Source organism: Polaromonas sp. CT11-55 (genome assembly GCF_047303325.1).
In the GTDB taxonomy this organism is placed as follows: Bacteria; Pseudomonadota; Gammaproteobacteria; order Burkholderiales; family Burkholderiaceae_C; genus Polaromonas.
In genome coordinates this window covers 15,141-40,845 of record NZ_JBKBEX010000020.1, presented here as the reverse complement: position 1 = coordinate 40,845, position 25,705 = coordinate 15,141, and the positions used below count along the sequence as shown (strand labels likewise).

24 protein-coding genes are annotated in these 25,705 nt (G+C 66.2%); 11 read left to right on the top strand and 13 right to left on the bottom strand.

What is annotated here, in order from left to right:
* Window positions 1–99: 99 nt before the first annotated feature.
* Both ACEN8I_RS17290 and ACEN8I_RS17285 read left to right on the top strand, forming a co-directional pair.
* Window positions 100–960 carry an IclR family transcriptional regulator gene (locus tag ACEN8I_RS17290; RefSeq protein ID WP_413329789.1) on the top strand — a complete coding sequence of 287 codons (861 nt, stop codon included), beginning with the start codon at window positions 100–102 and terminating at the stop codon, window positions 958–960.
* A gap of 243 nt (window positions 961–1,203) precedes the next feature.
* Entirely contained in the window at window positions 1,204–3,294 is a 2,091-nt protein-coding gene (locus ACEN8I_RS17285) for an ATP-dependent helicase (protein WP_413329787.1), read from the top strand.
* A 10-nt stretch (window positions 3,295–3,304) separates the two neighbouring features.
* On the opposite strand, the gene ACEN8I_RS17280 is transcribed toward ACEN8I_RS17285, so the two are convergent.
* Window positions 3,305–4,123 carry a phosphate/phosphite/phosphonate ABC transporter substrate-binding protein gene (locus tag ACEN8I_RS17280; RefSeq protein ID WP_413329785.1) on the bottom strand — a complete coding sequence of 273 codons (819 nt, stop codon included), beginning with the start codon at window positions 4,121–4,123 and terminating at the stop codon, window positions 3,305–3,307.
* A gap of 383 nt (window positions 4,124–4,506) precedes the next feature.
* Here ACEN8I_RS17280 and ACEN8I_RS17275 point away from each other — a divergent pair, with 383 nt between their 5' ends.
* The 3 genes from ACEN8I_RS17275 (at window position 4,507) to ACEN8I_RS17265 (ending at window position 7,593) form a co-directional block, all read left to right on the top strand.
* Window positions 4,507–4,893, top strand: a complete 387-nt coding sequence (locus ACEN8I_RS17275; protein ID WP_413329783.1) for a hypothetical protein — start codon at window positions 4,507–4,509, stop codon at window positions 4,891–4,893.
* Window positions 4,894–4,941: 48 nt separating this feature from the next.
* Window positions 4,942–6,141 (top strand): phospholipase A, encoded by a 1,200-nt coding sequence (locus tag ACEN8I_RS17270; RefSeq protein ID WP_413329781.1) that lies wholly within the window; start codon window positions 4,942–4,944, stop codon window positions 6,139–6,141.
* A gap of 111 nt (window positions 6,142–6,252) precedes the next feature.
* Entirely contained in the window at window positions 6,253–7,593 is a 1,341-nt protein-coding gene (locus ACEN8I_RS17265) for a cation:proton antiporter (protein ID WP_413329779.1), read from the top strand.
* Window positions 7,594–7,618: 25 nt separating this feature from the next.
* On the opposite strand, the gene ACEN8I_RS17260 is transcribed toward ACEN8I_RS17265, so the two are convergent.
* Together ACEN8I_RS17260 and ACEN8I_RS17255 are read right to left on the bottom strand one after the other, a co-directional pair.
* The gene (locus ACEN8I_RS17260) at window positions 7,619–8,182 is read right to left on the bottom strand and encodes a hypothetical protein (RefSeq protein ID WP_413329777.1); all 564 of its coding nucleotides are present in this window, start codon (window positions 8,180–8,182) and stop codon (window positions 7,619–7,621) included.
* A gap of 137 nt (window positions 8,183–8,319) precedes the next feature.
* A complete protein-coding gene (locus tag ACEN8I_RS17255) occupies window positions 8,320–8,667 on the bottom strand; it encodes a hypothetical protein (protein ID WP_413329775.1) in 348 nt (115 codons plus the stop codon).
* A 210-nt stretch (window positions 8,668–8,877) separates the two neighbouring features.
* Between ACEN8I_RS17255 and ACEN8I_RS17250 the strand changes: the two genes are divergently transcribed.
* The 4 genes from ACEN8I_RS17250 to ACEN8I_RS17235 are packed head-to-tail and all read left to right on the top strand — an operon-like array spanning window position 8,878 to window position 13,791.
* Window positions 8,878–10,083, top strand: a complete 1,206-nt coding sequence (locus ACEN8I_RS17250) for an imelysin family protein (protein ID WP_413329773.1) — start codon at window positions 8,878–8,880, stop codon at window positions 10,081–10,083.
* A gap of 24 nt (window positions 10,084–10,107) precedes the next feature.
* Window positions 10,108–11,547, top strand: a complete 1,440-nt coding sequence (locus ACEN8I_RS17245) for a di-heme oxidoredictase family protein (protein ID WP_413329771.1) — start codon at window positions 10,108–10,110, stop codon at window positions 11,545–11,547.
* 5 nt (window positions 11,548–11,552) lie between these two features.
* The gene (locus ACEN8I_RS17240; RefSeq protein WP_413329768.1) at window positions 11,553–12,632 is read left to right on the top strand and encodes an imelysin family protein; all 1,080 of its coding nucleotides are present in this window, start codon (window positions 11,553–11,555) and stop codon (window positions 12,630–12,632) included.
* Window positions 12,633–12,660: 28 nt separating this feature from the next.
* The gene (locus ACEN8I_RS17235; protein ID WP_413329766.1) at window positions 12,661–13,791 is read left to right on the top strand and encodes a DUF1513 domain-containing protein; all 1,131 of its coding nucleotides are present in this window, start codon (window positions 12,661–12,663) and stop codon (window positions 13,789–13,791) included.
* A gap of 61 nt (window positions 13,792–13,852) precedes the next feature.
* Here the strand turns inward: ACEN8I_RS17235 and ACEN8I_RS17230 are convergent, their stop codons facing one another.
* Entirely contained in the window at window positions 13,853–14,137 is a 285-nt protein-coding gene (locus tag ACEN8I_RS17230) for a DUF4148 domain-containing protein (RefSeq protein ID WP_413329764.1), read from the bottom strand.
* A 208-nt stretch (window positions 14,138–14,345) separates the two neighbouring features.
* Here ACEN8I_RS17230 and ACEN8I_RS17225 point away from each other — a divergent pair, with 208 nt between their 5' ends.
* Window positions 14,346–15,272 (top strand): LysR family transcriptional regulator, encoded by a 927-nt coding sequence (locus tag ACEN8I_RS17225; RefSeq protein ID WP_413329761.1) that lies wholly within the window; start codon window positions 14,346–14,348, stop codon window positions 15,270–15,272.
* A gap of 350 nt (window positions 15,273–15,622) precedes the next feature.
* Window positions 15,623–15,943 carry a DUF4148 domain-containing protein gene (locus ACEN8I_RS17220; RefSeq protein ID WP_413329758.1) on the top strand — a complete coding sequence of 107 codons (321 nt, stop codon included), beginning with the start codon at window positions 15,623–15,625 and terminating at the stop codon, window positions 15,941–15,943.
* A gap of 132 nt (window positions 15,944–16,075) precedes the next feature.
* Here ACEN8I_RS17220 and xylB read toward each other — a convergent pair whose 3' ends face one another.
* From xylB to ACEN8I_RS17175, 9 genes are all read right to left on the bottom strand, one after another.
* Window positions 16,076–17,554: a xylulokinase gene (gene xylB / locus ACEN8I_RS17215; RefSeq protein ID WP_413329756.1), complete on the bottom strand. Its 1,479-nt coding sequence runs from the start codon at window positions 17,552–17,554 to the stop codon at window positions 16,076–16,078.
* A gap of 3 nt (window positions 17,555–17,557) precedes the next feature.
* Window positions 17,558–18,712: a Gfo/Idh/MocA family protein gene (locus ACEN8I_RS17210; RefSeq protein WP_413329754.1), complete on the bottom strand. Its 1,155-nt coding sequence runs from the start codon at window positions 18,710–18,712 to the stop codon at window positions 17,558–17,560.
* Window positions 18,709–19,734, bottom strand: coding sequence for a sugar phosphate isomerase/epimerase family protein (locus tag ACEN8I_RS17205; protein WP_413329752.1), 1,026 nt, complete (start codon window positions 19,732–19,734; stop codon window positions 18,709–18,711). The genes ACEN8I_RS17210 and ACEN8I_RS17205 overlap by 4 nt, the downstream gene beginning before the upstream one ends.
* Before the next feature lie 7 nt (window positions 19,735–19,741).
* Window positions 19,742–20,704, bottom strand: coding sequence for an ABC transporter substrate-binding protein (locus ACEN8I_RS17200; RefSeq protein WP_413329750.1), 963 nt, complete (start codon window positions 20,702–20,704; stop codon window positions 19,742–19,744).
* Window positions 20,705–20,772: 68 nt separating this feature from the next.
* Window positions 20,773–21,762 (bottom strand): ABC transporter permease, encoded by a 990-nt coding sequence (locus ACEN8I_RS17195; RefSeq protein ID WP_413329854.1) that lies wholly within the window; start codon window positions 21,760–21,762, stop codon window positions 20,773–20,775.
* A gap of 4 nt (window positions 21,763–21,766) precedes the next feature.
* A complete protein-coding gene (locus ACEN8I_RS17190; RefSeq protein ID WP_413329748.1) occupies window positions 21,767–23,251 on the bottom strand; it encodes a sugar ABC transporter ATP-binding protein in 1,485 nt (494 codons plus the stop codon).
* Between the two features lie 22 nt (window positions 23,252–23,273).
* Window positions 23,274–24,599, bottom strand: coding sequence for a xylose isomerase (gene xylA / locus ACEN8I_RS17185; RefSeq protein WP_413329746.1), 1,326 nt, complete (start codon window positions 24,597–24,599; stop codon window positions 23,274–23,276).
* Window positions 24,596–24,736, bottom strand: coding sequence for a hypothetical protein (locus ACEN8I_RS17180; RefSeq protein ID WP_413329744.1), 141 nt, complete (start codon window positions 24,734–24,736; stop codon window positions 24,596–24,598). The genes xylA and ACEN8I_RS17180 overlap by 4 nt, the downstream gene beginning before the upstream one ends.
* Before the next feature lie 10 nt (window positions 24,737–24,746).
* Entirely contained in the window at window positions 24,747–25,697 is a 951-nt protein-coding gene (locus ACEN8I_RS17175; RefSeq protein ID WP_413329742.1) for an SMP-30/gluconolactonase/LRE family protein, read from the bottom strand.
* Window positions 25,698–25,705 lie beyond the last annotated feature (8 nt).

Genomic DNA, 25,705 nt, shown 5'->3' with positions numbered 1-25,705 from the left:
AACGAGGACGAAAATACTCACGAGTGCCTTCTGCCATATCAAGAGCGCTGCGTTACATATCAAAATTGCAATAGCTTCGGCTTCACTCACCCTGCCGCCATGAAACCAAAATACTCATTTCCCCCGATCGACCAGAACCAGGACGGCGCCGACGCCATCGCGTCCCCGCCTCTTGCGGAAGACCGCTACCGCGCACCGGCGCTTGACAAGGGCCTGGACATCCTGGAGTTGCTGGCCCGCCAGCCGCAGGGCCTGACGCGCGCGGAGATCGTCAAGGAAATGGACCGCAACGCCAGCGAGATCTACCGCATGCTGGAGCGTTTGGTCGCGCGGCAATATGTGCTGCGCTCGCTCTCGGGCGACCGCTATTCGCTGAGCCTGAAGCTGTTCACGCTGGCGCATATGCACCCGCCGCTGAACCGGCTGGTGACCCAGGCCATTCCCATCATGGAAGCTTTCGCGCAAAAGGCGGAGCAGGCCTGCCACATGGGCGTTTATGACCAGGGCAACGTGCTGATCACCGCGCAGGTCAATGGCCCCGGCACCTGGAGCATGACGATACGCGTGGGCGTGCATGTCGGACTGGTCGATACCGCCTCCGGCCGGGTGTTGCTGGCTTTCGCAGATGCCAGCCGGGCCCAGCAAATGCTGGCTCAGCACACCGCGCTCGAAGGCGAGGTGCCCATCGAATCCGATGCATTGGCCGCCGCCCTCGGCGTCATCCGGCAGCAAGGCTATTTCGAGCGCGACAGCCTGCAATCTTTCGGTGTAGCCGATATTTCCTGCCCCATCTTCGGGCCCGACCATAGCGCGCTGGCCGCACTGACCTGCCCCTATGTGCGGCGCATAGACCGCCACGTCGGGCCGGACCAGAAAACCGTGCGCCTGCTGCTGCAGCAAGCGGCGCAGGCGCTGTCCCTGACGCAGGGTGGTTTCGCCCCGGCAAGCCGGCACACCTAAAGCCGCACGGTGCGCGATGCGCGATGCTATTGATTGAATAGCAACCCTGCATAGGAAAACATTCCCCCGCGGGCATTGATGGCGCGATCCGGCGCTTCAAGGCTTGCGCGCGGCATGCTTTGTGCTCACCTGGCCAGGCCGCGCCGCGGACCCCGCAGGGCAGCCGCTATGATTTGCCGTCCGCCGGCAACCCCTCAACGCGCCGGCCCCGCGCATTTTTTCCCTTGGAATCGACTCTTTTTCATGACCCATGGCCTGAACCCCGCCCAGCAAGAAGCCGTCAACTACCTGCATGGCCCTTGCCTGGTGCTGGCGGGCGCCGGCTCGGGCAAGACGCGGGTGATCACGCACAAGATAGGCCAGCTGATCCAGTCGGGGCTCAAGCCCGAGCAGGTCGCCGCGATCACCTTCACCAACAAGGCCGCCGCCGAGATGCGCGAGCGGGCCAAGGCATTGATCGGTAAAAGCGCCAAGGGCGTGCTGATCTGCACCTTCCATGCGCTGGGCGTGCGCATGCTGCGCCAGGACGGCGAGGCGCTGGGCCTCAAGCCCCAGTTCTCCATCCTCGACAGCGACGACGTGACCAGCATCCTGAAAGACGCCGGCGGCAGCACCGACGCGGCCACCGCGCGGCAATGGCAATGGACCATCAGCCTCTGGAAAAACATGGGCCTCAACGCGGCCGAGGCCATGGCGCAGGCCAACGGCGACGAGGAACGCGCCATCGCGCGCGTGATGGCGCACTATGAGGAGCGCCTGACCGCCTACCAGAGCGTGGACTTTGACGACCTGGTGGGCTTGCCGCTCAAGCTGCTGCGCGAACACGAAAGCGTGCGCAGCAAATGGCAGCAGTCCCTGGGCCATGTGCTGGTCGATGAATACCAGGACACCAACGCCACGCAGTACGAGATGCTCAAGCTGCTGGTCGGTGCGCGCGGCCGCTTCACGGCCGTGGGCGACGATGACCAGTCGATCTACGGCTGGCGCGGTGCCACGCTGGACAACCTGCGCAAGCTGCCGCAGGACTACCCCAACCTCAAGGTGGTCAAGCTCGAGCAGAACTACCGCTCGACCAGCGCCATCCTGCGCGCGGCCAACAACGTGATCGGCCCCAACCCCAAGCTCTTCCCGAAGACGCTGTTCAGCGAGCTCGGCGAGGGTGAGCCGGTGCGCGTGGTGGACTGCGACAGCGAGGAGCACGAGGCCGAGCGCGTGGTGGCGCGCATCCAGAGCCTGCGCGCCGAGGGCAGCCTGCAGGCCGAGGGCGGGCAGTACAAGGAGTGGAAGGATTTTTGCGTGCTCTACCGCGCCAACCACCTGGCCAAGCCTTTTGAAAAAGCCTTTCGCCGCGCCAACATTCCCTACAAGGTCTCCGGCGGGCAAAGCTTTTTCGACCGCGCGGAGATCAAGGACCTGTGCTGCTGGATGCGGCTCTTGGTCAACAACAACGACGACCCGGCATTCATGCGCGCGGTGACCACGCCCAAGCGCGGCATAGGCCACACCACGCTGGGCGCGCTGGGTACTTTCGCGAGCCAGACCAAACAAAGCCTGTTCGAGGCGCTGTTCAGCAACTCGCTGGGCTCGGTGCTGCCGGCCAAGGCGGTGGGCTCGCTGCACGAGTTCGGCCGCTACCTCAACGACCTCGAGTACCGCGCCAGACGCACCGTGGGCGCCGAAGACGCGCGCGCTTTCCTGAACGACTGGCTCAAGGAAATCGACTACGAAAAGCACCTCTACGACGGCGAGGACAGCGACAAGCTCGCGGCCGCGCGCTGGACCAATGTGATGGATTTCTGCGACTGGGTGGCCCAGCGCTGCGGTGGGCAGATCGACGATGCCTCGGGCGCGGTCGTCGCCGCCGAAACCAAGACCATGCTGGAGGTGGTGCAGACGATTGCGCTGCTGTCCACCATCAGCGAACGCGAAGGCGACCAGAACGTGGTGACCCTGTCCACCCTGCATGCCGCCAAGGGCCTGGAGTGGCCGCACGTGGTGCTGGCCGGGGTGAACGAGGGCCTGCTGCCCTTCAAGCTCGAGGACGACGATGGCAGCAACACCGACAACATCGCCCTGCGCCTGCAGGAAGAGCGCCGCCTGATGTACGTGGGCATCACCCGTGCCCAGCGCACCCTGGCCGTGAACTGGCTGCGCAAACGCAAGAAAGGCCGCGACATGATCCCCGGCGCACCCAGTCGCTTCATCGCCGAGATGGCGCTGGACAAGGCCACCGTGAAGGAAGATCCGCGCGAAAAGCTCAAGGCCTTGCGCGCGGAGTTCGCAAAAAAATCCGCCGAGGGAATTGCCGCGGCGGCGGCTTCAGAAGCTCGCTAGCGCCAGGATTTCAGAGCCCCAGCCATTTGCCGATTCCGACGAGAGCCGCTTCGTCAAACTCGACGAAGCCCGGCACGTTGAGTGCCTCCAGCCGTTTCTTGCCGTCAGCGGACTGGTCCAGTCCGGCGAAGTAGGCGGTCAGCTGGGCGCGCTGCGCGTCCGGGATTTTGTTGCTGGCGATCAGGTGCTTGATGGGCACCGGCTTGCTGGTGCCCAGCACCTTGCCGCCCTTGTCCTGCCAGTCTTTCACTACCGAGCGTGAGGCCGTCACGCCGGCGGCCACCATGCCGTGCTCGACCATGAAGGGCACGGCCTCCTGCAGCTTCACATAGTTGGTTTCCAGCGGCTGCGGCCCCACGACGTCGCGCAGGGTGGCGCGCATGATCACCGAGGTGATGGAGTCCTCATCGGGCGCGCCGATCTTCTGGCCCTTGAGGTCGGCCAGGGTCTTGAGCTGGGAATCTCCGCGCACCATGAAGGAGGCACGGTACTCGGTAAAGCCCTTGGTCAGCGCGATCAGGTGGTAGCCGCTTTTGCTCATGGCCCGGATGGAATGGTGGGCCGGGTGCACGTAGGCAATGTCGTAACGCTGCTCGGCCAGGCCGGCCGCGAGCTCTTTGTAGTCTGTTACCGGCTGTATCTTTACCGGGCGCTTGAGCAGCTTGCCCAGGTCCTCGGAAAGGTCGCGAAAACGCTCGACGGTGGCACCCGGGTTGACACGGTAAGTGACCCCCTCGTTCACGGCGAACACCAGCGGGGCGCCCTGGGCCCAGGCTTGGCCGGCCAGCAAAGCCAGCATCAGCACACTCACATATTGACGGATTTTCATGGTGGACACCTCTTGGATAAATGGAACACAAAGGTAGTATTGCAGTTACAAATGGTTTCAACTCACGGGTTTGCCTGAGTTGCGCGTCATAGAAGATGTATTCGTGAGATAGTTCGCAGGCCCCAGGGCAGGCGCGTTGCTTAAACCCCGCAACTTGCCGCCCCGGGTTTTCCCTCCCACCGCTGCGCCGCGGCCCCGGCCGCCCGGCCTGAGTCTGTGCAGCGTTTTCCTGTAGCCCCGTTCTGAACGCCCGAGCCGGCGTTCGCCTGTCCATGATTTCGAACACTTTTCGATCTGCTCTTTTATTGATAGCGTCTTGCGCACTATTTACCGGGGTTAACGCCCAAACCAAGACCGACACCGGATGCCCCGCGGCGGCGGACATGAAGGCCGCGCAGCTTTACGGCCTGTGGGCCGTGCGTTTTGACAACCCGCCCACCGGCCTGCCGGACCGCGCCACCATGCTGCTGGAGCGGCACGCGGAATTCGCCGAAAGCCTGGCCGGCATCGTGAGCCGCGACCTGGGCGCGGCCGCCGGCACCAAGGCCATTGCCGGCCATGCCGCCAAGGCCGCGCTGGCCGGCGACCTCGAGGGCGGCATGCTGCTGCTCGACGAGTCCTCCGACAACATCAGCATCACCGGCACCTGGAACGGCGAGATGGTCGAAGGCTCCTGCGGCAAGGCCTTCAAGGGCAGCTGGAAAGACACCAGCAGCAGCGCGCCCGACAACGCGCCCGAGGTGCCCTTCACGCTGACCCGCCTGCCCTGAGCCCGGCTCGCTCAAGAACCTTTAGAACACCACCGGACCCAGCCACCCATGCGACCGAAACCCTCCGCATTCGCCGCGCCCCTGCTTTGGGCCAGCCTGCTGACGCTCGCGAGTACGAGCACCAGTACCGCGCAAGCGCAAACACCTTCCACCGCGCGGTCCCCCCTGGGCTGGCAAACATGCCAGGCCCTGAAAGCCGACCCCGCCGCGCAACTGGCCTGCTTCCAGCAGTGGGCGGACGCGCAGACACCCGCCAACATGCCCGCGCCCAGCCTCACCACGGCGCCGGCCAATCCGGCGACCGGCCAGCCGGCCACACCGGTGCTGCTGCTGCCTTCGCTGAACACCGAGGCGCCCGACGGCAAGCCCATAGGCTGCAAGAACACCAAGTACTCCGAACTCTCGCGCTTCTGGGAGCTGCAGCGCGGCACCGACTGCGACACCTTCTCGCTGCGCGGCTACCGGCCCATCACGCTGGCGGTGTCCACCTCCGACAGCGTGAACATGCAGCCCTCCTCGCCTTCGCTGGGCCACACCGCGCTGACCGCACAGCCCTATATGCGGACCGAGAACAAGATCCAGCTTTCCGTGCGCACCAAGATCGCCAAGGGTTTGTTCAAGAGCGGCCCCGAGGACGACGACGACCACGACTCGCTGTGGTTCGGCTACACGCAGCAAAGCTACTGGCAGCTGTTCAACGGTGCGATCTCGCGGCCCTTCCGCACCACCGACCATGAGCCCGAGGTCCTCTACATTTACCCGCACCAGATCCCGCTGGCCGGCGGCTGGACCTACCGGCTCTCGGGCCTGGGGCTGGTGCACCAGTCCAACGGCCAGTCGCTGCCGCTGTCGCGCAGCTGGAACCGCGTCTACCTGATGGGCGCGGCCGAAAAGACACTGGGCCAGGACTCGGGCCTGACCCTGCAGGGGCGCATCTGGGACCGGCTCAAGGAGTCTTCCGGCAACGACGACAACCCCGGCATCGAAAACTACATAGGCCGCGCCGAAGTCACGGGCAGCTGGCAGGTCAACAAGGCCAACACCCTGGGCATCACGCTGCGGCATTCGCTGCGCAAGGAAGCCCGCGGCTCGGCGCGCCTTGACTGGATGATGGCGCCCGCTTCCTCGCCCAACTACACCGGCCTGCGCTACCACGTGCAGCTCTTCAGCGGCTACGGCGACAGCCTGGTCGACTACAACCGCAAGCGCACTGTGCTGAGCGTGGGGCTGAGCCTGGTCGACTGGTAGCCGCGGCGCTTTTTTTCGGCGCCTCGGTGGCACGCTAGTGGCGCTTTTGCCAGCACGCGGACGGCGTGCCGGCTGATACACAAAAGCGCGGGCCGGCCCCAAGCTGGGCCCATGACCGAGCCCACCACTTTCACCCTGGCCTGCATTGTGGCCGGCGCACTGCTGATCGCGATGACGCTGGGCGGCTCCTTCATCGCGCGCCTGCCGCTGAGCGCCGCCATGCTCTACCTCGGCGTGGGCGTGGCCGTCAGCCCGGTGGGGCTGGGGCTGCTCAAGCTCGACGCGATGAAGAACACCGTGCTGCTGGAGCGCCTCACGGAAGTAGCCGTGCTGGTTTCGCTGTTCACCTGCGGCATGAAGCTTGAGTTCCGCTTCAAGGACCGCCGCTGGCGCGTACCGGTGCAGCTGGCAACGGTCTCCATGCTGCTCACGGTGGCGGCTGTCACCGCGCTGGGCGTCTATGCCCTGGATCTGCCGCTGGGCGCGGCCGTGCTGCTGGGCGCCATCCTCGCGCCGACGGACCCGGTGCTGGCCTCCGACGTGCAGGTCGCCAACCCCGGCGACCGCGATCGGCTACGCTTCGGCCTGACGGGCGAAGGCGGGCTCAATGACGGCACGGCCTTCCCGCTGGTCATGCTCGGCCTGGGCTTGCTGGGTCTGCACGAACTCGGCGAAGGCGGCTGGCGCTGGTGGGCCGTCGACGTGCTGTGGGCGGTGGCCGGCGGCCTGGCGTTGGGCTGGCTGCTGGGCACGCTGGTCGGCCGCGCGATTCTTTACCTGCGCATGCGGCATCGCGAGGCGCTGGGCTCGGACGAGTTCATCGCGCTGGGACTGATAGGGCTGACCTACGGCCTGGCGCTGCTGAGCCACACCTACGGATTCCTCGCGGTGTTCGCGGCCGGGCTGGCGCTGCGCCGCATCGACGAGCCCCATGTACGCCCGCAGGTGCAGGCGCCCGATCCCGGCGAGGCGCTGAGCCCCGCGGAACAGGAGGCCTCGGGCGCCGAGGCGCCGGCCCACATGATGCGCGCGGTGGAGCGCTTCAACAGCCAGCTGGAAAGCTTTGCCGAAGTCGCCATCGTGCTGGCGGTCGGCGTGCTGGTGGCGACGACGCGCTTTCGCAGTGAGGTGTTGTGGTTCATCCCGCTGCTGTTCCTGGTGGTGCGGCCCGTCGCGGTTTATGTCGGCTTGCTCGGCACGCCGGTCAAGGGCTCGCAGCGCCGGCTCATGGGCTGGTTCGGCATACGCGGCATAGGCTCGCTGTACTACCTGCTCTACGCCATCAACCACGACATCGAACGCGCGCTGGCCCATCAGCTGCTGTCCATCACGCTGGCCGTCATCGTGGCCTCGGTGGTCGCGCACGGCGTTTCGGTCACGCCGCTGATGAAGCGCTACGAAGCGCGCAAGAGAGGTTCCGCCCGGAAAAAAAACCGGCCCTCGCCCGATTAAACCGGCCGCATCCGACTCATGTTCTTTACGGTTTTTTGCGCGCAGCAGGGGAAACGCCGACGACAGGGCCAGTGCTGACGGGAGGGCCTGCGTAGTTGGCAGCTTTGAGCGCGGCGGCTTTTTCTGCCGCAAGCTTTTCCGCCGCCGCCTTCTCTGCGGCAGCCTTGTCAGCCGCAGCCTTATCCGCTGCAGCTTTTTGTTGCGCAGCAGCGAGTGATTTTTTTGCGGCAGGCGTCAACTCAGCCTGGGTATATGAAGGACGTTTGATGCCCGGTTGTTTGGGGAATTTCTTATGCATTTTCGGACCGGCCTGCTCGTCCCAACCCACTTGCGAGGTGCCATCGGCATGATTCTCCACCCACCATTCGCCGCCCGCGTCGGAGTAAAAATCTACGGTCCCGCCCTGCCCATCGGAAAAAGAACCCATCAAACCTGATGGCCCATAGTCGCCACCGCCGCCGCTGTTGCCGCCGCCAAACGGGCACTCCGTGTCGGGCGGGCAGCCTGTATTTTTCTGAACTGCCGTCAGCGCGTAGGCTTGCGAGGTGATCAATAAGGCCGCAATGGCCAGCACGTGTTTTGCATTCATGGTGATTCCTGAAAAGTTGAAGAGTGCCCGGGGCCGCTGGGCTGCGGACTGACCGTTGCATCAAGGGGTTGCCTTGCACTACTGAGTCGGAGCATTTCGCATGCAGGTTCAATTCATTGACCTGCACGCGCAATGCCTTACTTCGCCACAGGAACTTCCGTCACTTCGATTTTTGTCAGGTCACCGGGCACACTGCCGGTGCCTTGATAACCACAGGACGCCGGTGCGCCGCTATACACCCCAAGCCGTACCAGGTACTGACCGGGCGCCTTGAAAACGAAAACCTGGGTTTTGGGCCAGTGGTTGAACTCTTCCGAGGTCTTGGCAACGCCGGGATAACCGTTCCACTGCTCAGCCACGCCTACCTGCTCGATCTTGATTCTGCTGCCGCAAGCGGCGTTCCTGGGATCACCAACGCCGTTCAGCTTGACTGTCACGGCGGATCCCACCGTCAGCTTGGTGGATGACACGACGATGTCGGTCATTTTGGTGGGCGTGACCTGCAGGCCGGGATTGGCGCTGATGCCCCCAGCGGAGGCTGCAGGCCGCATCAAGGCCGGAAGGACTACGCCCGCCAACACCTCGATACATCATTTCTCTGAATCGCCGGGAGGTTTGCGTTATTGATAACGATTCTCATTTGTATAATCGCGGCTTCCTATTCCGTTTCGCCGTTCAAAAACCCAGGAGCCGCCATGACACCCGTGCTGAAACCCGTTGTTCTTGCCACTCTGCTCGCCCTGCTGGCGGCGCCCGCCATGGCCCAGCCCGCAGCCGCCGCGAACGGCAGCGCGGCGGCTGCGCCGGCCGCCCAGGCAGCGACGGCCCCCGCCGTGGCCAAGCACTACGCCCAGCTGGTGCTGGCCAGCTATGAAGACACCCTGGCCGGCGCCCTCACGCTGCAAAAAACCGTGCAGTCCTTCACCGCCGTGCCTTCCGAAGAAAGCCTCAAGGCCGCGCGCAAGGCCTGGCTGGACGCGCGCGAGTTTTACGGCCAGACCGAGGCCTTCCGCTTTTACGGCGGCCCCATCGACGATAAAAACGGCCCCGAAGGCCGCATCAACGCCTGGCCCATGGACGAGTCCTATGTCGACTACGTGAAAGACGCGCCCAACGCCGGCATCATCAACAACCGCAAGACCGCCATCAGCAAAAAGCAGCTGGCCAGCCTCAACGAGCGCAACGGCGAAGAGAACATCGCCACCGGCTGGCATGCCATCGAGTTTTTGCTCTGGGGCCAGGACCTGAGCACCACCGGCCCGGGCAACCGGTCATTTGAAGACTTCGTGGACGGCAAAAAGCCCAATGCCGACCGCCGCCGCCAGTACCTGCAGGTGGTGACTGAATTGCTGGTCGACGACCTGCGCAGCCTGACCAAGGCCTGGGCACCCACAGCGACGTCCTACCGCGCGAAGTTCGAACGCGGCGGCATGGAGTCGGTGCGCAAGATATTTGTCGGCCTGGGCTCGCTCTCGCGCGGTGAACTCGCAGGCGAGCGCCTGGAAGTCGCACTGGCCAGCCAGGACCAGGAGGACGAGCACTCGTGCTTCTCCGACAACACGCACCGCGACGTGGTGGCCAACGCCAAGGGCATACAGAACGTGTGGCTGGGCCAGTACAAGCGCGCCGACGGCAGCACGCTCAGCGGCGCTTCGCTGCGCGAGCTGGTGGCCGCCAAAAACCCGGCACTGGCCGAGCGCACCACGCAGCAGATCGCCGCCTCAGTCGCCGCGGCCGAAGGCATACAGGCACCGTTTGACCGCGAGATCGTCGGCGCCAAAGATGCACCCGGCCGCCTGCGCGTGCAAAAAACCATCGACAGCCTGGTGCAGCAAAGCAAGGACCTGGTCGAGGCGGCCAATGCGGCCGGCATCACCAAGCTGACTTTGGTCAAACCGTAAGTGTTGCGCAGCGCTTCATCCCGCATGGCCGCGCGCCGCCTGCGCGCGGGGCTCGCCTGGCTGGCCGTAGCCGGCCTCGCGGGCGCGGCATTGTGGGCGACTGCGGGTGTCGCGCAAGACAGCGTCCCCGACGACGAGAAAACCGGCGGCGACACCACCGTGTTCGCCACCGGCCAGAACGCTTTTTCGTTTCCGCTGGCCAACCTGCCCGACGAGGAACGCACGCGCTTCGTTATCGGCAATTCTTTTTTCAGGCGCAACTGGGTGCAGGCGCCGTCCTCGACCACCGCGCGCGACGGCCTGGGCCCGCACTTTATCGCGCGCTCCTGCGGCGGCTGCCATGTGCAGGACGGCCGCGGCGCGCCGCCCGATTTCACGCGCGGCCTTTCCGACCAGCCGGTGGGCCTGTTGCTGCGCCTGTCGATTCCGGGCAAGGACATGCACGGCGGCCCCATGCCGGACCCGGTGTACGGCGACCAGTTTTCCAACTTCGCGGTGCAGGGCGTGATGCCCGAAGGGCAGATCTCGCTGCGCTACGAAACAGTGCGCGGCAAGTTCGCCGACGGCACGCCTTACCAACTGCAAAAGCCGCGCTACGGTTTCAGCAAGCTCAACTACGGCCCCATGGCCAAAGACGTGATGCTGAGCCCGCGCATCGCGCCGCAAATGGCCGGTGTGGGCCTGCTTGAAGCGATTCCCGAGGCCGAGATTCTGCGCAATGCGACCGACCAGGCGGCCCTGGGCGGCGCGGTGCGCGGCACCGTCAACCAGGTGTGGGACGCGCCTTCGCAGCAAATGCGCGTGGGGCGTTTCGGCTGGAAGGCCAACGTCGCCACGCTGGCGCACCAGACCGGCGGCGCTTTCCTGGGCGACATGGGCATCACCTCGCCGCTGTTCCCGAAAGAAACCTGCACCGCTGCGCAAAAAGACTGCCTGGCCGCGCCGCGCGGCGCGCAGGGCAAGGCGCCCGAGATCGACGAGAAAACATTTAACGACGTGGTGTTCTACGAAAGCACATTGGCACCGGCCGCGCGGCGCAACCCCAAGGACGCCCAGGTGGTGCAGGGGCAGAGGCTGTTTGCGCAAGCCCAGTGCGCCGCCTGCCATCGCCCCAGCTATGTCACCGGCGACATCCCCTTCCCGCGCCTGGGCAGCAAGGCCGCGCAGGGCCAGACCATCTACCCCTACACCGACCTGCTGCTGCACGACATGGGGGAAGGCCTGGCCGACGGCCGGCCCGACTTTCTCGCCAACGGCCGCCAGTGGCGCACGCCGCCGCTGTGGGGCCTGGGCCTGGTGCCCGACGTGAATGGCCACAACCGTTTGCTGCACGACGGCCGCGCGCGCGGCGCGCTGGAGGCCGTGCTCTGGCATGACGGCGAAGCCAAGGTCAGCAAGGACAAGGTTTTGCAGATGACGGCGCAGGAGCGCGCCGCGCTGGTCGAGTTCCTGGAATCGTTGTGAGCGCCATGAGATCTTCACGCGCTCCCTGGAAGACCCTTGCCGGCATCGCCGTGCTGGCTTGCGGCGCCGCCTGCGCGCAAACCGTCGCACCGAATGTTGCCGTGCCTTTCTACACCGCCGGCGATTTCATGCGCGGCGTCTACCGCTTCTGGTACGCGCCGCAAGCCGCCGCGTTTGCCGAACAGGCCGGCGGCCTTCCCGCGGCCATCTCCGCGGTCTGCGACGCGGACGCCGGCGCGGCCACGGCGAAATTGGAGCAGGCGCGCGAACGCTGGAAAGCCAGCGCCCTCGCCTGGGATCGCCTGAGCGGCGTGCAGATTGGCCCGCTGGTGCAGCGGCGCTCGACGCGCCAAATCGACTTCACGCCCACGCGGCCCGAGCTCATCAAACGCGCGATACAAACCGCGCCGCAGGACGCCACGGCCATGGAAAGCATAGGCACGCCGGCCAAGGGCTTGCCCGCGCTCGAGTGGCTGCTGTGGAGCCAGCCCATCGCGCCAGCCACGCCGGCCTGCCGCTATGCGCTGCAGGTGGCAGCCGATATCCAGCGCGAGGCCGACACGCTTGCCAAAGCCTTTGACGAACTGGCCGCGCGCCCGCCAGGCAAAGACGAAGAAAGCCAGGGCCCCGCGATGAGCGAACTCATCAACCAATGGACCGGTGCGCTGGAGCGATTGCGCTGGGCCGAAATGGAAAAGCCCCGCCTGGCCGGCAGCGCGCAAGGCGGCCGCAATGCCGTGGCTTATGCACGCAGCGCCAGCGGCCAGACGGCAGCGCGCTGGGCCGCGCAATGGCAGGCGCTGCGCACGCTGGGCGCCTCGCAAGCCCCCGAAGCACCGCGTCCCGGTGCGGGCCTGGCGCCGGTTGAAACCTATCTGCGCGGCCTGGGCCGCAACGAGCCGGCCGACCTGCTGGCGCAAAGTGTGGGCAAGGCCGACAAGGCGCTGCAAAACGCCTCGCCCGCAAACAAGGCCGGCATGACCGCCGCCGGCCGCTCATTGGCCGAGTTGAAAAAACTCGCCGAAGCCGAGATCGCGCCCGCGCTGGAAGTGAGCATCGGTTTTTCGGACGCCGACGGCGATTGATCCTCAGGCACTTCCCGGCCAGCACGATATGGGCACGCTTTTTACTCTGCAACGCCGCCAGTGGCTGGGCTATGTCGCATCCCTGGCCGCACCGCTGGCAACTACTGCCAAGGCCGCCACGCGCGTACCGCCCCTGGTGACGGCTTGGGAAAACGGCACCGGCTACCAGGTAGGTGTGCTCGCGCAGCACGGCGAGGCGCTGGTCATGAGCGCCTCGCTGGACGTGCCGACACGCGCGCACGGTGTCTGGGCCGAAGCCGGCGGCACGCTGCTGGCGGTGGCACGCCGGCCCGGCGACTGGCTGCTGCGCTGGAAGCCCGATGCGGGCGGCGGCGGGCAAGCGCTTGCCTGGGGCTGGATAGAACCGGACCGCGCCTTCAACGGCCACGTCATCACCAGCCCCGACGGCAAAACGCTCTACACCACTGAAACGAATCTCGAATCCGGCCGGGGCCTGATCGGCGTGCGCGACGCCGCCACACTGGAAAAAACCGGCGAATGGCCTACCCACGGCATGGACCCGCATGAGTTATTGCTTGATACCGGCGGCAGCCTCATGGTGGCCAACGGCGGCATTCCCGCCTTGCCTGAAACCGGCCGGCTGAAGCTCCACATGGAGCGTATGGACGCCTCGCTGGTGCGGCTGGATACGCGCACCGGCGCGCTGCTGGGCCAGTGGCGCCTGGCCGACAGGCGCTTGAGCCTGCGGCACATGGCCTGGGGCGAGCCCGTCACCGGCGGCACGCTGGGGCAGCGCCAGCTGGGTATTGCCTTGCAGGCCGAGCATGACGACCCAACCGCCAAAGCCGCGGCGCCCGTGCTCGCCGTGTTTGATGGGCAACGCCTGCAAACCCATGCCCCAGACGCGGGCCAAGCCCTCGCGGGCTACGGCGGCGACATCGCCCACGCGGCCGGCGGCTTCGCGGTGAGTTGCCCGCGCGCCAACGGCGTGGCGCTGTGGCGCGCCGACGGCCGGTGGGCTGGCTTCCTGCCCCTGCAGGAGGCCTGCGCACTCGCGGCCGCTGCGCCGCCCGGCGGCGAAACAAGCCTCTGGGCCGCCGGCCGCACGGCTGTGCTCATGCGGGACAGCCGGGGCGCGATGCGCAGCGCCGCACTCCAGGACCTGCGCCTGGACAACCATTGGGCCCCGCTGGACTAGACGTGCCAACGCCCCGGAACCCGCAAGGGCGCCGGGGCGTTGCTACAGGTGGGCCTGGCGCTTACTGGGCGGTGGGCTTCACCAGTTCGGCGGCAGCCTGGGGAGCGGTGCCGGTCTTTTCAGCGCGGGGAGCTGCCAGGTTTTGCTGGGCGGTCACGCCATTGAAGCTGGAAGTGGCGTCGGCCTTCTGGGCTTGCAGCACTTCGCTTTTGACTTCAGCGCGGGTCTTGCTCGAAGGCGCTTGCATCTGGTCCAGCAGGAAGGCGTTCAGGGGCTGGGCGGAAGCGGCGACGGAAGTCAGGGCGGCAACAGCAACAACAGCGGCGGCAACAAAGTTCGATTTCATGATGAATATCCTCTCAAAAGTTAAGTGACGTTCCGGGCATGGCGGGCTCATCTCCCCGTCTGTCCAGCCTCGGTGAGTCGCCTTGTAAGTGGCTTCGGCTCATCGATGTATGAACTGTATTCCTGTTAAATCAATCAAAAAATACCAATCCCAACAATACATTGCTGTTAAATTAGCAACAATAAAGGTGTTATATAAGGGTTAACCCATGGACCGACTCCAATCAATGCGGGTGTTCCAGCAAGTCGTGGACGACGGCAGTTTTGCCGCCGCGGCGCGCAAATTCGACATGTCGGCCGCCGTCGTGACCCGCCTGGTCGGCGACCTGGAAGACCACCTGGGCGTGCGCCTGCTGCAGCGCACCACGCGCCGCCTGGCGCTGACGGACGCCGGTGAAACCTACCTGGCCCGCGTGCGGCACATCCTGAGCGACATCGACGAAGCCCATGCCGCCGCCCAGGCCCATGCGCAGGAGATGTCCGGCACCATACGCATCATGACGCCGCCGGTCTTCGCCGTGCATGTGCTCGCGCCGCTGGTGGCCGAGTTCGGCCGGCGCTACCCCAAGGTGGTGCTCGACATCCATGTGGACTCGCCGCTGGTGCCGCCGGTCGAGGACTACGACCTCACGCTGCTGGGCGCCGGCGACGCCTTTGACGCCAACATCATCGCGCGGCCCATCGCCTCATCGGACGGCGTGCTCTGCGCCTCGCCCGACTACCTGCGCCGCAACGGCACGCCGGCGCGGCCCGAAGACCTGCCGCAGCACCACAACCTGCGCGTCAAGGCAACGGCCAACCGGCACCGCGTCTGGCGCCTGACCAATCCCGACGAGGGCAAGCGTGTCGTCGAAGTGCAGATAGAGCCGAGCATGCTGGTCAACCACAGCGACACGCTGATACGCGCCTGCGTGGACGGCGCCGGCATCATGAGCCAGTCCATAGACCTGGTGGCCAATCACCTCAACAGCGGCGCGCTGCAGCGCATCCTCGCGCCCTGGATCACCGGCACCAACACCTTGTACGCGGCGCTGCCCAGCCGCAAATTCATCCCGGTGCGCACCAGCGTGTTCCTCGAATTCATGACCGAGTACACGCGCAGGGTGATCAAGAGAATGGATACGCGGCAGGAATGAAAAAGTCTTGTCCCCTCTCCCCCTGGGAGAGGGCCAGGGTGAGGGTCCCCCCATCCCTACCTTCCCCCAGCGGGGGAAGGAGCGACACCGGAACACGAAAGAGGTTTGCGTTTCTTGACGCAAAACTTTCAAAAAACTTTCGCCCAGAAAGTTCCGTGAATTCGCGCCTTCATTGTTCCGATTTCGGCAATGGAATGTTCTGCAAACACGCACTTGTCTATGGCTCTTGCGGAACAAGGTTGGATGCATCGGTGAGCCACATTTGATAACGCGACTCAGCGAGGAAGGCCCCTCGGGCACACAGCCCGTCCGACCGGATATTTCAAAAACTGTTCTAAAGGAAATTCATCATGAAATCGAATCTCGTCTCCGCCTCCGTTCTTGCCGTCTCCGCATTGGCCTTCTTCGGCTCGGCCAGCAGCTTTGCCGAAGGCCGCGATCCGTTTGCGCAAGACCAGGTGAAGTCGGTCAGCACCAAGACCCGCGCGGAAGTGAAAGCCGAGCTGGCACAAGCCCAACGCGAAGGCTATTCCGTCAACATCGGCCGGACCTACCAGGCCCCCGAAGCCAGCGCACCCGTGAGCACCAAGTCCCGCGCCGAAGTGAAAGCCGAAATCGGCACCACCGTATCGGCCTCGGCCTTTGATCGCGACTACCCCGTCGTTCAATAAACCACAAGCGCTTTATGCGCTGCTGATCACCGGTGACGGTTGCGAAAGCGGCCGCCTCCGGTACTCAAAGCCGAAACACAAGGCATCCCGCTGCGCATTGGCGCAGCGGGATGCCTTGCTGTGCGCGCGCCATCAAAGGCCCCGCGCGCCATACAGCGGAGCCACACCGGCGTACAGCGCGGCAAAGCGCGCGCCGCGCTCCTTCCATCGCTCTTGCTCGGCGGGTCGGGGCGCGTAGCTTTCCAGCGCCGCGGGTGCCTTCAGCACATCCTGCGCATCCGCCTTGTCCACACAAAGCCAGGCCAGCCGGGCCGCGCCCAGGGCGGGCCCCACGGCGGAGTCCTCGCGCCTGACCACCTCCAGCCCTGTGGCGTCGGCCAGCATCTGCGCCCAGTAGGCGCTGCGCGAGCCGCCACCTATCAGGCTGACCTGCGCTAGCCCGGCCCCGGTAGCCTGCAAGGCGGCAATGCCCTGGGCCAGCCCGTGGCACACGCCTTCCAGCGTGGCGTTGACCAGGTCGGCGCGCACGGTGCCCGCACTCAGGCCAAAAAAAACGGCTTCGGCCTGGGGGTTGTTGTGCGGTGTGCGCTCCCCGTTCAGGTAAGGCAGAAACAGCGGCGTGGACGGCCGCAGGCCGCGCACCTCGGCCTCGGCCAGCAGCCGCCCCAGGTCGGGCTCGCCGAGCAGCGAGGCGGTGAAATCCAGGCAGGAGGCCGCCGACAGCATGACCGACATCAGGTGCCAGGTGCGCGGCAAGGCATGGCAGAAACTGTGCACGGCCTGCCCGGGATTGGAGACGAATTCGCGCGTGGCGACGAACACCACGCCCGAAGTGCCCAGCGACAGCATCGCGTCGCCCGGTCGGTAGACGCCGGCACCCAGCGCACCGGCGGCGTTGTCGCTCGCACCGGCCGCCACCGGGATGCTGCGCAAGCCCCAGTGCCGCGCGAGGTCCGCGCGCAGGTGGCCTGTAATCTCTGGCCCCTCGTGCAGGGCAGGCATATGCGCGCGCGACAAGTTGCAGGCGGCGAGCAGCTCATCGCTCCAGCCGCGCGCGGCCACGTCCAGCCACAGCGTGCCCGCGGCGTCCGACATGTCAGTGGCGAACTCGCCGGCCATGCGCCAGCGCAACCAATCCTTGGGCAGCAGCACCCGCCGCACACGCTCAAACACGTCCGGCTCATGGCGCGCCACCCACAGGAGTTTGGGCGCCGTGAAGCCGGGCATCATCATGTTGCCGGTGATTTCGCGCGAGCGCGGCACCATGCGCTCGAGCAAGGCACATTCTTCGGCGCTGCGCCCGTCGTTCCACAGGATGGCGGGCCGCAGGGCCTGGCCTTGCGCATCAAGCAGGGTCGCACCGTGCATCTGGCCGGTCAGGCCGATGCCCGCCACGTCGCCTGGGCTGCGCCCCGCCGCCGCCAGCCCGGCCAGCGCCTGCTGCACGGCCTCATCGCAGGCGCGCCACCAGGCCTGCGGGTCCTGCTCGCGCCACAAGGGGTGCGGCTGGTCGACCGCCAGCGGCGCGCTGCCGCTGGCCACGACCTGATGCCCGCGGTCCAGCACCACGGCTTTGACGCCGGACGTTCCGAGATCGATGCCGAGGAACATGCGTCAGCGCATCGGCGTCCACTTGGCCTGGCTGCCGGCCGATTCCACCACCTTCTCGATGAAGCGCACGCCGCGCACACCGTCGGCCAGGCGCGGGTAGTCGGCCTCGAGCGGATCCGGCGCCCGGCCCGCCTGCACCGCCCGGATGTGCGCGGCGACACCGAGGTACACATTCGCGAAGGCCTCGAGAAAGGCCTCGGGATGGCCCGTGGGCAGCCGCGTGGCGCGGCGCGCGGCCTCGCCCAGCCAGGGCGAGCCGCGGGTCAGCACGCGCGCGGGGCCGTCGATGGGCTGGTGCACCAGGCGGTTGGGTTCCTCCTGGTGCCACACCAGCGTGCCCTGGCTGCCGAACACCCGCAGGCGCAGGTCGTTCTCGCAGCCGACCTCGATCTGTGACGCAATGAGCACGCCCCTGGCACCATTGGTAAAACGCAGCAACACATTGCCGTCGTCGTCCAGGCGGCGGCCGGGCACAAATGTGGTCAAGTCCGCGCAAATGCTGTCCAGCTCCAGGCCGGTCACCGTGGCCACCAGGTTTTCGGCGTGCGAGCCGATGTCGCCCATGGCGCCGGCCAGGCCGCTGCGCGCGGGGTCGGTGCGCCAGCCGGCCTGCTTCTGGCCCGTGGCCTCGAGGTTGGTGGCAAGCCAGCCCTGGTTGTATTCGACGATGACCTTGCGCAGTTCGCCGATCAGGCCTTTGGCCACCAGCTCGCGGGCTTCGCGCACCATGGGGTAGCCCGTGTAGTTGTAGGTCACCCCGAACACGCAGCCGCTGCGCTGCGCAGCCCGCTCCAGCGCCAGCGCTTCTTCGCTGCTGTGCACCAGCGGCTTGTCGCAGACCACGTGGATGCCCGCCTCGGCAAAGGCGTGGGCCACCGGAAAATGGACGTGGTTGGGCGTGACGATGGACACGAAGTCTATGCGCTCGTGCACCGGCCGCTTGAGCTCATCGGCCAGCAGGTCCTGCCAGCGCCCATGGTTGCGCGCGTCGGCCAGCCCCAGCTCGGCGCCCGAAGCGCGCGCTCTCTCAGGATCGGACGACAGCGCGCCGGCCACCAGCTCCATCTGGCCGTCCAGCGCCATCGCCTTGCGGTGCACAGCGCCAATGAAGGCGCCCTGCCCGCCGCCCACCATGGCGTAACGCAGCTTGCCCGTCATGACCCGGCCATCCCGCCCTGCTTGGCCTTGTCGAAGACGGCGTCGAAGGCACCCGCCGCCGGCTTGAAGTCCAGGCGCTTTGAATAGGCGGCGCTTTCGGTCGCGCCATGGACGCGGTCCATGCGGCTGTCCTCCCACTCCACGCTCAGCGGGCCGGTGTAGCCAATGTCATTCAGCGCAACGATGATGGATTCGAAGTCGATCATCCCGCGGCCGACGCTGCGGAAGTCCCAGTAACGGCGCGCATCGCCGAAGCTGGTGTGCCCGCCGAAGACACCCGCGGTGCCGTCGCCCTTGCCCCACCACACGTCCTTCATGTGCACGTGGTAGATGCGCTCACCGAAGGTGCGCAGGAACTTCACATAATCCACGCCCTGGTAGCCCAGGTGGCTGGGGTCGAAGTTAAAGCCGAAGCGTTTGTGGCCCGCTACCGCTTCGACGGCGCGTTGCGCCGAAGCGGTGTCGAAGGCGATCTCGGTGGGGTGGACCTCCAGGGCGAAGTTCACGCCCACCGATTCGAAGGTGTCGAGGATGGGTTTCCATCGGTTTGCGAAATCGACGAAACCCTGGTTCCAGTATTCCTGCGTCGTCGGCGGAAAGGCGTACAGCGAATGCCAGACCGACGAGCCGGTAAAACCGGTGACCACCTTCAGGCCCATTTTGGCCGCGGCGCGCGCGGTGTCCTGCATCTCGCGCGCGGCGCGCTGGCGCACGCCCTCGGGATCGCCATCGCCCCATACGTGCGCGGGCAGGATGGACTGGTGGCGCTCATCGATCAGGTCGCAAACGGCCTGGCCCACCAGATGGCTGCCGATAGCGAAACAGCGCAAGCCGTGTTTTTCAAGCAGGTTGCGCTTGTCCTGCAGGTAGCGGTCGCTACCGAGCGCTTCCTGCACGTTGAAATGGTCGCCCCAGCAGGCCAGCTCGAGCCCGTCGTAGCCCATGCCGCGCGCCAGGGGTGCGAGTTCGGCCAGCGGCAGGTCGGCCCACTGTCCGGTGAAAAGTGTGACGGGTCTGGCCATGATTGCCTCAGAACGGGGAGTCGGGGAAATAGTACTGTTTGGCGTTGTCCCGGGTCACCAGCACCGAGGGGATGATGGTGGAGGCCGGCAGCTTCTCGCCCTTGACGCGCGCGGCCGCGGTGAGCTTCATCGCGTCGGCGATCATGGCGGGCGAGTAGGTCACGTCGGCCGTGACCATCTTGTCGCCGTCCATCACCTTCTTGATGTAGTCCTTGGAACCGGCGCCGCCCAGCACCATCTTGATGTCGCCGCGCTTGGCTTGGTCTATCGCCTTTTGCACGCCCACGGCCATGTCGTCGTCCGAAGCCCACACGGCGTCGATCTGCTTGAAGCGCGTGAGGTAGTCCTGCATCACCTTGAAGGCATCGTCGCGGTTCCAGTTGCCGTGCTTGGCGTCCAGCACCTTGATGTCGGGGTGGCTCTTCATCACCGCCATGAAGGCGTCGACGCGCTGGTTGTCGATCACGGTCGGGATGCCGCGCAGCACCACGACGTTGCCCTTGCCGCCCATGGCCTTGGCCATGTATTCGCCCGACACCTTGCCGAAGCCGGGGTTGTCGCCCGCCACATAGGCGTCCTGCGCGCTGGCATCGGTCAGGCCTCGGTCCACCACGGTGACATACACACCTTTTCCCTTGACCTGCGCAACGGGCTGCGTGAGCGGCGCGGATTCGAAGGGAAGGATCACCAGCGTGTCGATCTTGTTGGCCGTTTGCAGGTCCTGCACCTGGTTGGCCTGTTCCGCCGCCGAGCCGGCCGTCTTGACGGTGACCTTCAGGCCGGGGTACTGCTTTTCCAGTTCCGCCTTGGTGCGGTTGGCCCAATACACCACCCCGCCCGTCCAGCCGTGGGTGGCGGCGGGGATGGACACGCCGATGTGCGGCTTGTTCTGCGCCAGCGCCGCCGGCGCGGCGCCGAGCAAGGCCAGGACAGCGGCGCCTGCCGCGAGCAATTGGGTGATCGGTTTCATGGTTTGTCTCCTCTTTGGGTTGGCTGAAAGATTGGCTGAAAAAACGGCAGCGCCGCCGGTGAACTCCATCATTTACGCCCGCGCTGGAAGAACGCCACCGCGATGATCACAAAGCCCTGCACCGCGGCGTTCAGATACACGCTGATGATGCTGGTGAGATTCAGGATGTTGCTGATCACCGAAAGCAGCACCGCGCCGATGACGGTGCCGGTGATGCTGCCGGCGCCGCCCTTGAGCGCCGTGCCGCCGACGATCACCGCCGCAATCGCCTCGAGCTCCCAAAGCAGTCCGGTGGACGGCGAAGCCGAGCCCAGGCGCGGCACGTACAGCACGGTGGCGATGCCCACGCAAACGCCCAACAGCACGTAGGTGAGCACCTTGACGCGATCGACTTCCACGGCCGCGTAGCGGGCCACCTGTTCGTTGGAGCCTATGGCCTGCACGTAACGGCCGTAGGCTGTGCGGTTCAGGATCAAGCCGCCCAGCAGCGCGACCACGACAAAAACCCACACCGGCACGGGAACGCCCAGCCAGCTGCCGTAGTACACCGGGCCGTAGGCGCTGGCCAGCGAGCCGTCCAGCGTGATCGCGCCGCCGTTGGAGAAGTAGGTCAGGTAGGCGCGGAAAATGCCGAGCGTCCCCAGGGTCACGATAAAGGGCTCTATGCGCCCCTTGCTGATCAGCAGGCCGTGGGCCAGGCCGAACAGCGCGCCCAGGCCGACGGCGCAGGCCATGCCGGCCAGGATTGCGGCCAGCGGCGGCCAGCCGGCGCCCGCGGCGGCGTTCATCAGCAGGATCATGGCGCCCGCGATCAGCGCCGCCATGGACCCCACCGACAGGTCGATGCCGCCGGAAATGATGACAAAGCACATGCCTACGGCGATGATGCCGATGAACGCCGTTCGGGTCAGGACATTCATGGCGTTGTCCAGGCTGGCGAAGTTCTCGTTCAGCATGGCGCCTAGCAGGCACACCAGCACCAGGCCCGCCAGCGGGCCGCCGCCGCGCAGGCCGGCCCAGCGGCGCGCCATCATGGGCGCTGGCGATACACCGGCCATGGGTTTAGTGGGTTCCAGTTGCATGGGCAATCAGCAGTTCTTCGGTGAGCTGGTCCTGCGGCAGCTCGGCCGCCATCCGGCCCTGGCGCATGACGATGACACGGTGGCACAGGCCTATGAGTTCGAGCAGCTCGGACGAGACGATGACGATGGCGCGGCCCTCGTCGGCCAGTCGCCGGATCAGGAAATAGATGTCGCGCTTGGCGCCCACATCCACGCCGCGCGTGGGCTCGTCAAGCACCACGACTTGCGGCTGCGGCTGCAACACGCGGGCCAGCGCCAGTTTCTGCTGGTTGCCGCCGGACAGCGCCGATGCCGGGACGCCGGCCGCCGCACGTATGCCGAAGGCTTCGCTCGCCTGCTTCAGGGCCGCACGCTCCGCCGCGGGATCCAGCCAGGGCTGGGCATAGCGCTCCAGCGCCATCAACGTGAGGTTCTCCGGCACGCCCATGCGCAGGTGCAGGCCGCGGCCCTTGCGGTCCTCACTGAGGTAGGTCAGCCCCAGGCGAGCGGCCGAGCGCGGGCTGCGCCGCGCCCACGGGCGGCCCGCGATCTCCACCGCCGTGCAGCTCGCGGGGCGCAGGCCCAGCAGGCCTTCAAACAATTCAGTCCGCCCGGCGCCGACCAGCCCGGCGAAACCCAGGATCTCGCCGGCGCGCACCTGGAAGCTCACGTCCTGCGCCCAGCCGGGTACCTGCAGGTCCTGGACCTTGAGCAGCACCTGCGCGCCATCGGGCACGGGCTGCCGCGGCGGAAACAAGTCGCTCAGCTCGCGGCCCACCATGAGGCTGGCCATCTGCTGGCGGGTCACGCTGCCTGTGGGCCGGTGCGCGACCAGGCGGCCGTCGCGCATGACCAGCACTTCGTCGGTGATGCGTTCGACCTCGTCCAGCTTGTGCGAAATGTAGAGCACCGTGGCACCCTGGCCCCGCAACTGCGCGATCAGGCCGAACAGCCGCTCGGTTTCGGACGGCGTGAGCGTGGCCGTGGGTTCGTCCATCACCAGCATGCGGGCATTGCGGCTCAGCGCCTTGGCGATTTCGACCAGCTGCTTCTCGGCCACGATCAGGTCGCGCACACGCCGGCCGGGATCACAGGCCAGGCCCACCGAGCGCATCGCCGCCTCGGCGCGGCGCGCCATCGCCCGCTCGTCCAGCAAGCCATGGCGGATCAGCTCGTGCCCAAGAAAGATGTTCTGCGCGATGCTCAGGTCGTCGGCGAGGTTGAACTCCTGGTGGATCATCACGATGCCTTCGGCCTCGGCGTCGCGCGGCCCCCGAAAGCTTACGGCCTGCCCGCCTATCTCCACCGAGCCCTCGCTGGCCGGTTCATAGCCGGCCAATATCTTCATGAGCGTGGACTTTCCAGCGCCGTTCTCGCCCAGCACGCCGTAGACGCGCCCCGGCGCGAAAGCGAAGCTCACGCCATGCAGCACCTGGACCGGGCCGAAGCGCTTGCTCACCTGCTGGAAGCCGACGTCCGGGTTCATGGTGTGCGCTCCTGCCGGTGCCTCAGACGACAGGATCAAAGATCGCGGCGTTCACGCGGTTTTCCAGCCACTCCTGCCGCCCGCTCACCGGCCGGGGCCGCAGGTCCTGAACGAAGGCGTATTCCGCCACCTCGCTGAGCTTCATGTCGCCGCCCAGGATGCCGCGGCCCAGGTCGCCGTCCCAGCGGGCGTAGCGCTCGGCGCGAAAGCGCTCGAGCTCACCGGCTTCCATGAGCCGCGCGGCGCACCTGAGCGCCAAGGCCAGCGCGTCGATGGCACCGACGTGTCCATGCAGAATGTCCACAGGATCCATGCTCTGGCGGCGCACCTTGGCGTCGAAGTTGAAGCCGCCACTGCCGACGCCGCCCGCGCGCAGGATCTCATACATCGCCAGCGTGAGGTCTTCCACGCTGTTGGGGAACTGGTCGGTGTCCCAGCCGTTTTGCGGGTCGCCCCGGTTGGCGTCGACGCTGCCGAAGATGCCCAGCGAGGCGGCCGTGGCGATTTCGTGCTGGAAGCTGTGGCCCGCCAGGGTGGCGTGGTTGGCCTCGATGTTCAGCTTGATCTCGTGCTCCAGGCCGAAGTCCTTGAGGAAACCATAGACCGTGGCGCTGTCGTAGTCGTACTGGTGCTTGGTGGGCTCCAGCGGCTTCGGCTCGATCAGCAGCTGGCCCGTGAAACCTATCTTGTGCTTGTGCTCCACCACCATCTGCATGAAGCGGCCGAGCTGGCGCCGCTCACGGCGCAGGTCGGTGTTGAGCAGCGTGTCATAGCCTTCACGCCCGCCCCACATCACGTAGTTCGCGCCGCCCAGGCGGTGCGTGGCATTGAGCGCGCTGAAGACCTGCGTCGCGGCGTACGCAAAGACTTCGGGATCGGGGTTGCTCGCCGCGCCGGCGGCGTAGCGCGGATGACTGAACAGGTTGGCCGTGCCCCACAGCAGCGCTATGCCCGTCTCCTGCTGCTTTTGTGCCAGCACGTCCACCATGGCCGACAGGTTGCCGCGGTAGTCTGCCAGGCTTGCACCCTCCGGCGCCACGTCGGTATCGTGGAAGGTGTAGAAGGGCACGCCCAGCCGCGAGATCAGGCCGAAGGCGGCGTCGGCCTTGCGGCGCGCCAGCGTCAGCTCGTCGCCAGGCACGTGCCAGGGCCGCGCGAAGGTCGGTTGCCCGAACACATCGTTACCGGGCCATACAAAGGTATGCCAATAACAAACGGCCAGGCGCAGGTGCTGCTCCAGCGTCTTGCCCAGCACGCGCTCCTTGGCGTCGTAATGGCGGTACGCCAACGGATTCGTCGACTGCGGGCCCTCGTAACGGACCTGGGGAAGGGATTCAAAGGAAGTCATGTCTGCGCCGGAACAATCAAAATGGCGATGCTAGTCTCTGTGCCGCCACGCAAGTTTGCGAATTTGGCGAGCGCGGCTTGTGAAATTTCTTTCTGCATCGCAGCAATTGGTGCCATGTGCGGGATCGTCGCCGGCATGGCCGTCCCCTCAGCCGGCTCGCGGCGCAGGAGCGCTCGCACCGGAGGTCGCCAGATAACAGGCATACAGCGAAGTTGTCGCAGTGATGAACAGCCTGTTGCCTCGCGGGCCGCCGAACTCGAGATTGGCCACCGGCTCCGGAATGAGGATCTTGCCAAGCAGTTCGCCCCGCGGCGTGAAGCAATGAACGCCGTCACCGGCGCTGGTCCAGACATTGCCAAGAACGTCCACGCGCAGCCCGTCCGGAATGCCCGCATCCACCGTCGCAAACACCTCACCCCCCAGCAACCGGTCCCCACTCACCTGGAAGGAGCGGATGTGGCGTGGCCCCTGGGGATCGTGCGAGGCGCCCGAGTCGGCGATATACAGCCGGCTTCCATCCGGCGAAAAAGCCAGCCCGTTCGGCTGGACGAAGTCGGTCACGGCCGCATCCACGCGTCCGCTGGCGGGATCGACCCGGAACACGTAACGGCCTCCGTACTCAGGCTCCGCCGCGTAACCCTCGTAATCGGAGAGGATGCCGTAGGACGGGTCGGAGAACCACAAGGCCCCATCGGGGCCTACCACCAGGTCGTTGGGTGAGTTGAGTTTCTTGCCCTGGAAAGAGGACGCAAGCACCGTGCGGCGCCCGTCGTGCCCGGTGCGGCTGACACAGCGCGTGCCATGTTCGCAGCTAAGCAGGCGGCCCTGGCCATCGCGCGTGTTGCCATTGGTGAAATCGGAGGGTTTGCGAAACTCCAGTACGCACCCGGGCCCGTCGCCGTCGGGCACCCAACGCAGGATGCGGTTGTTGGGGATGTCGCTGAACAACAGGAAATCACCCGCTGGAAAATACACCGGCCCTTCGGCCCAGCGTGCGCCGCTGTAGAGTTTTTCCACAAATGAATTGGGAGGCACCACGCCGCGAAAGCGGGCGTCGTGCAGGCGGAACTCACCGCGAATGCCATAGTGTTCACCCATGCTCACCC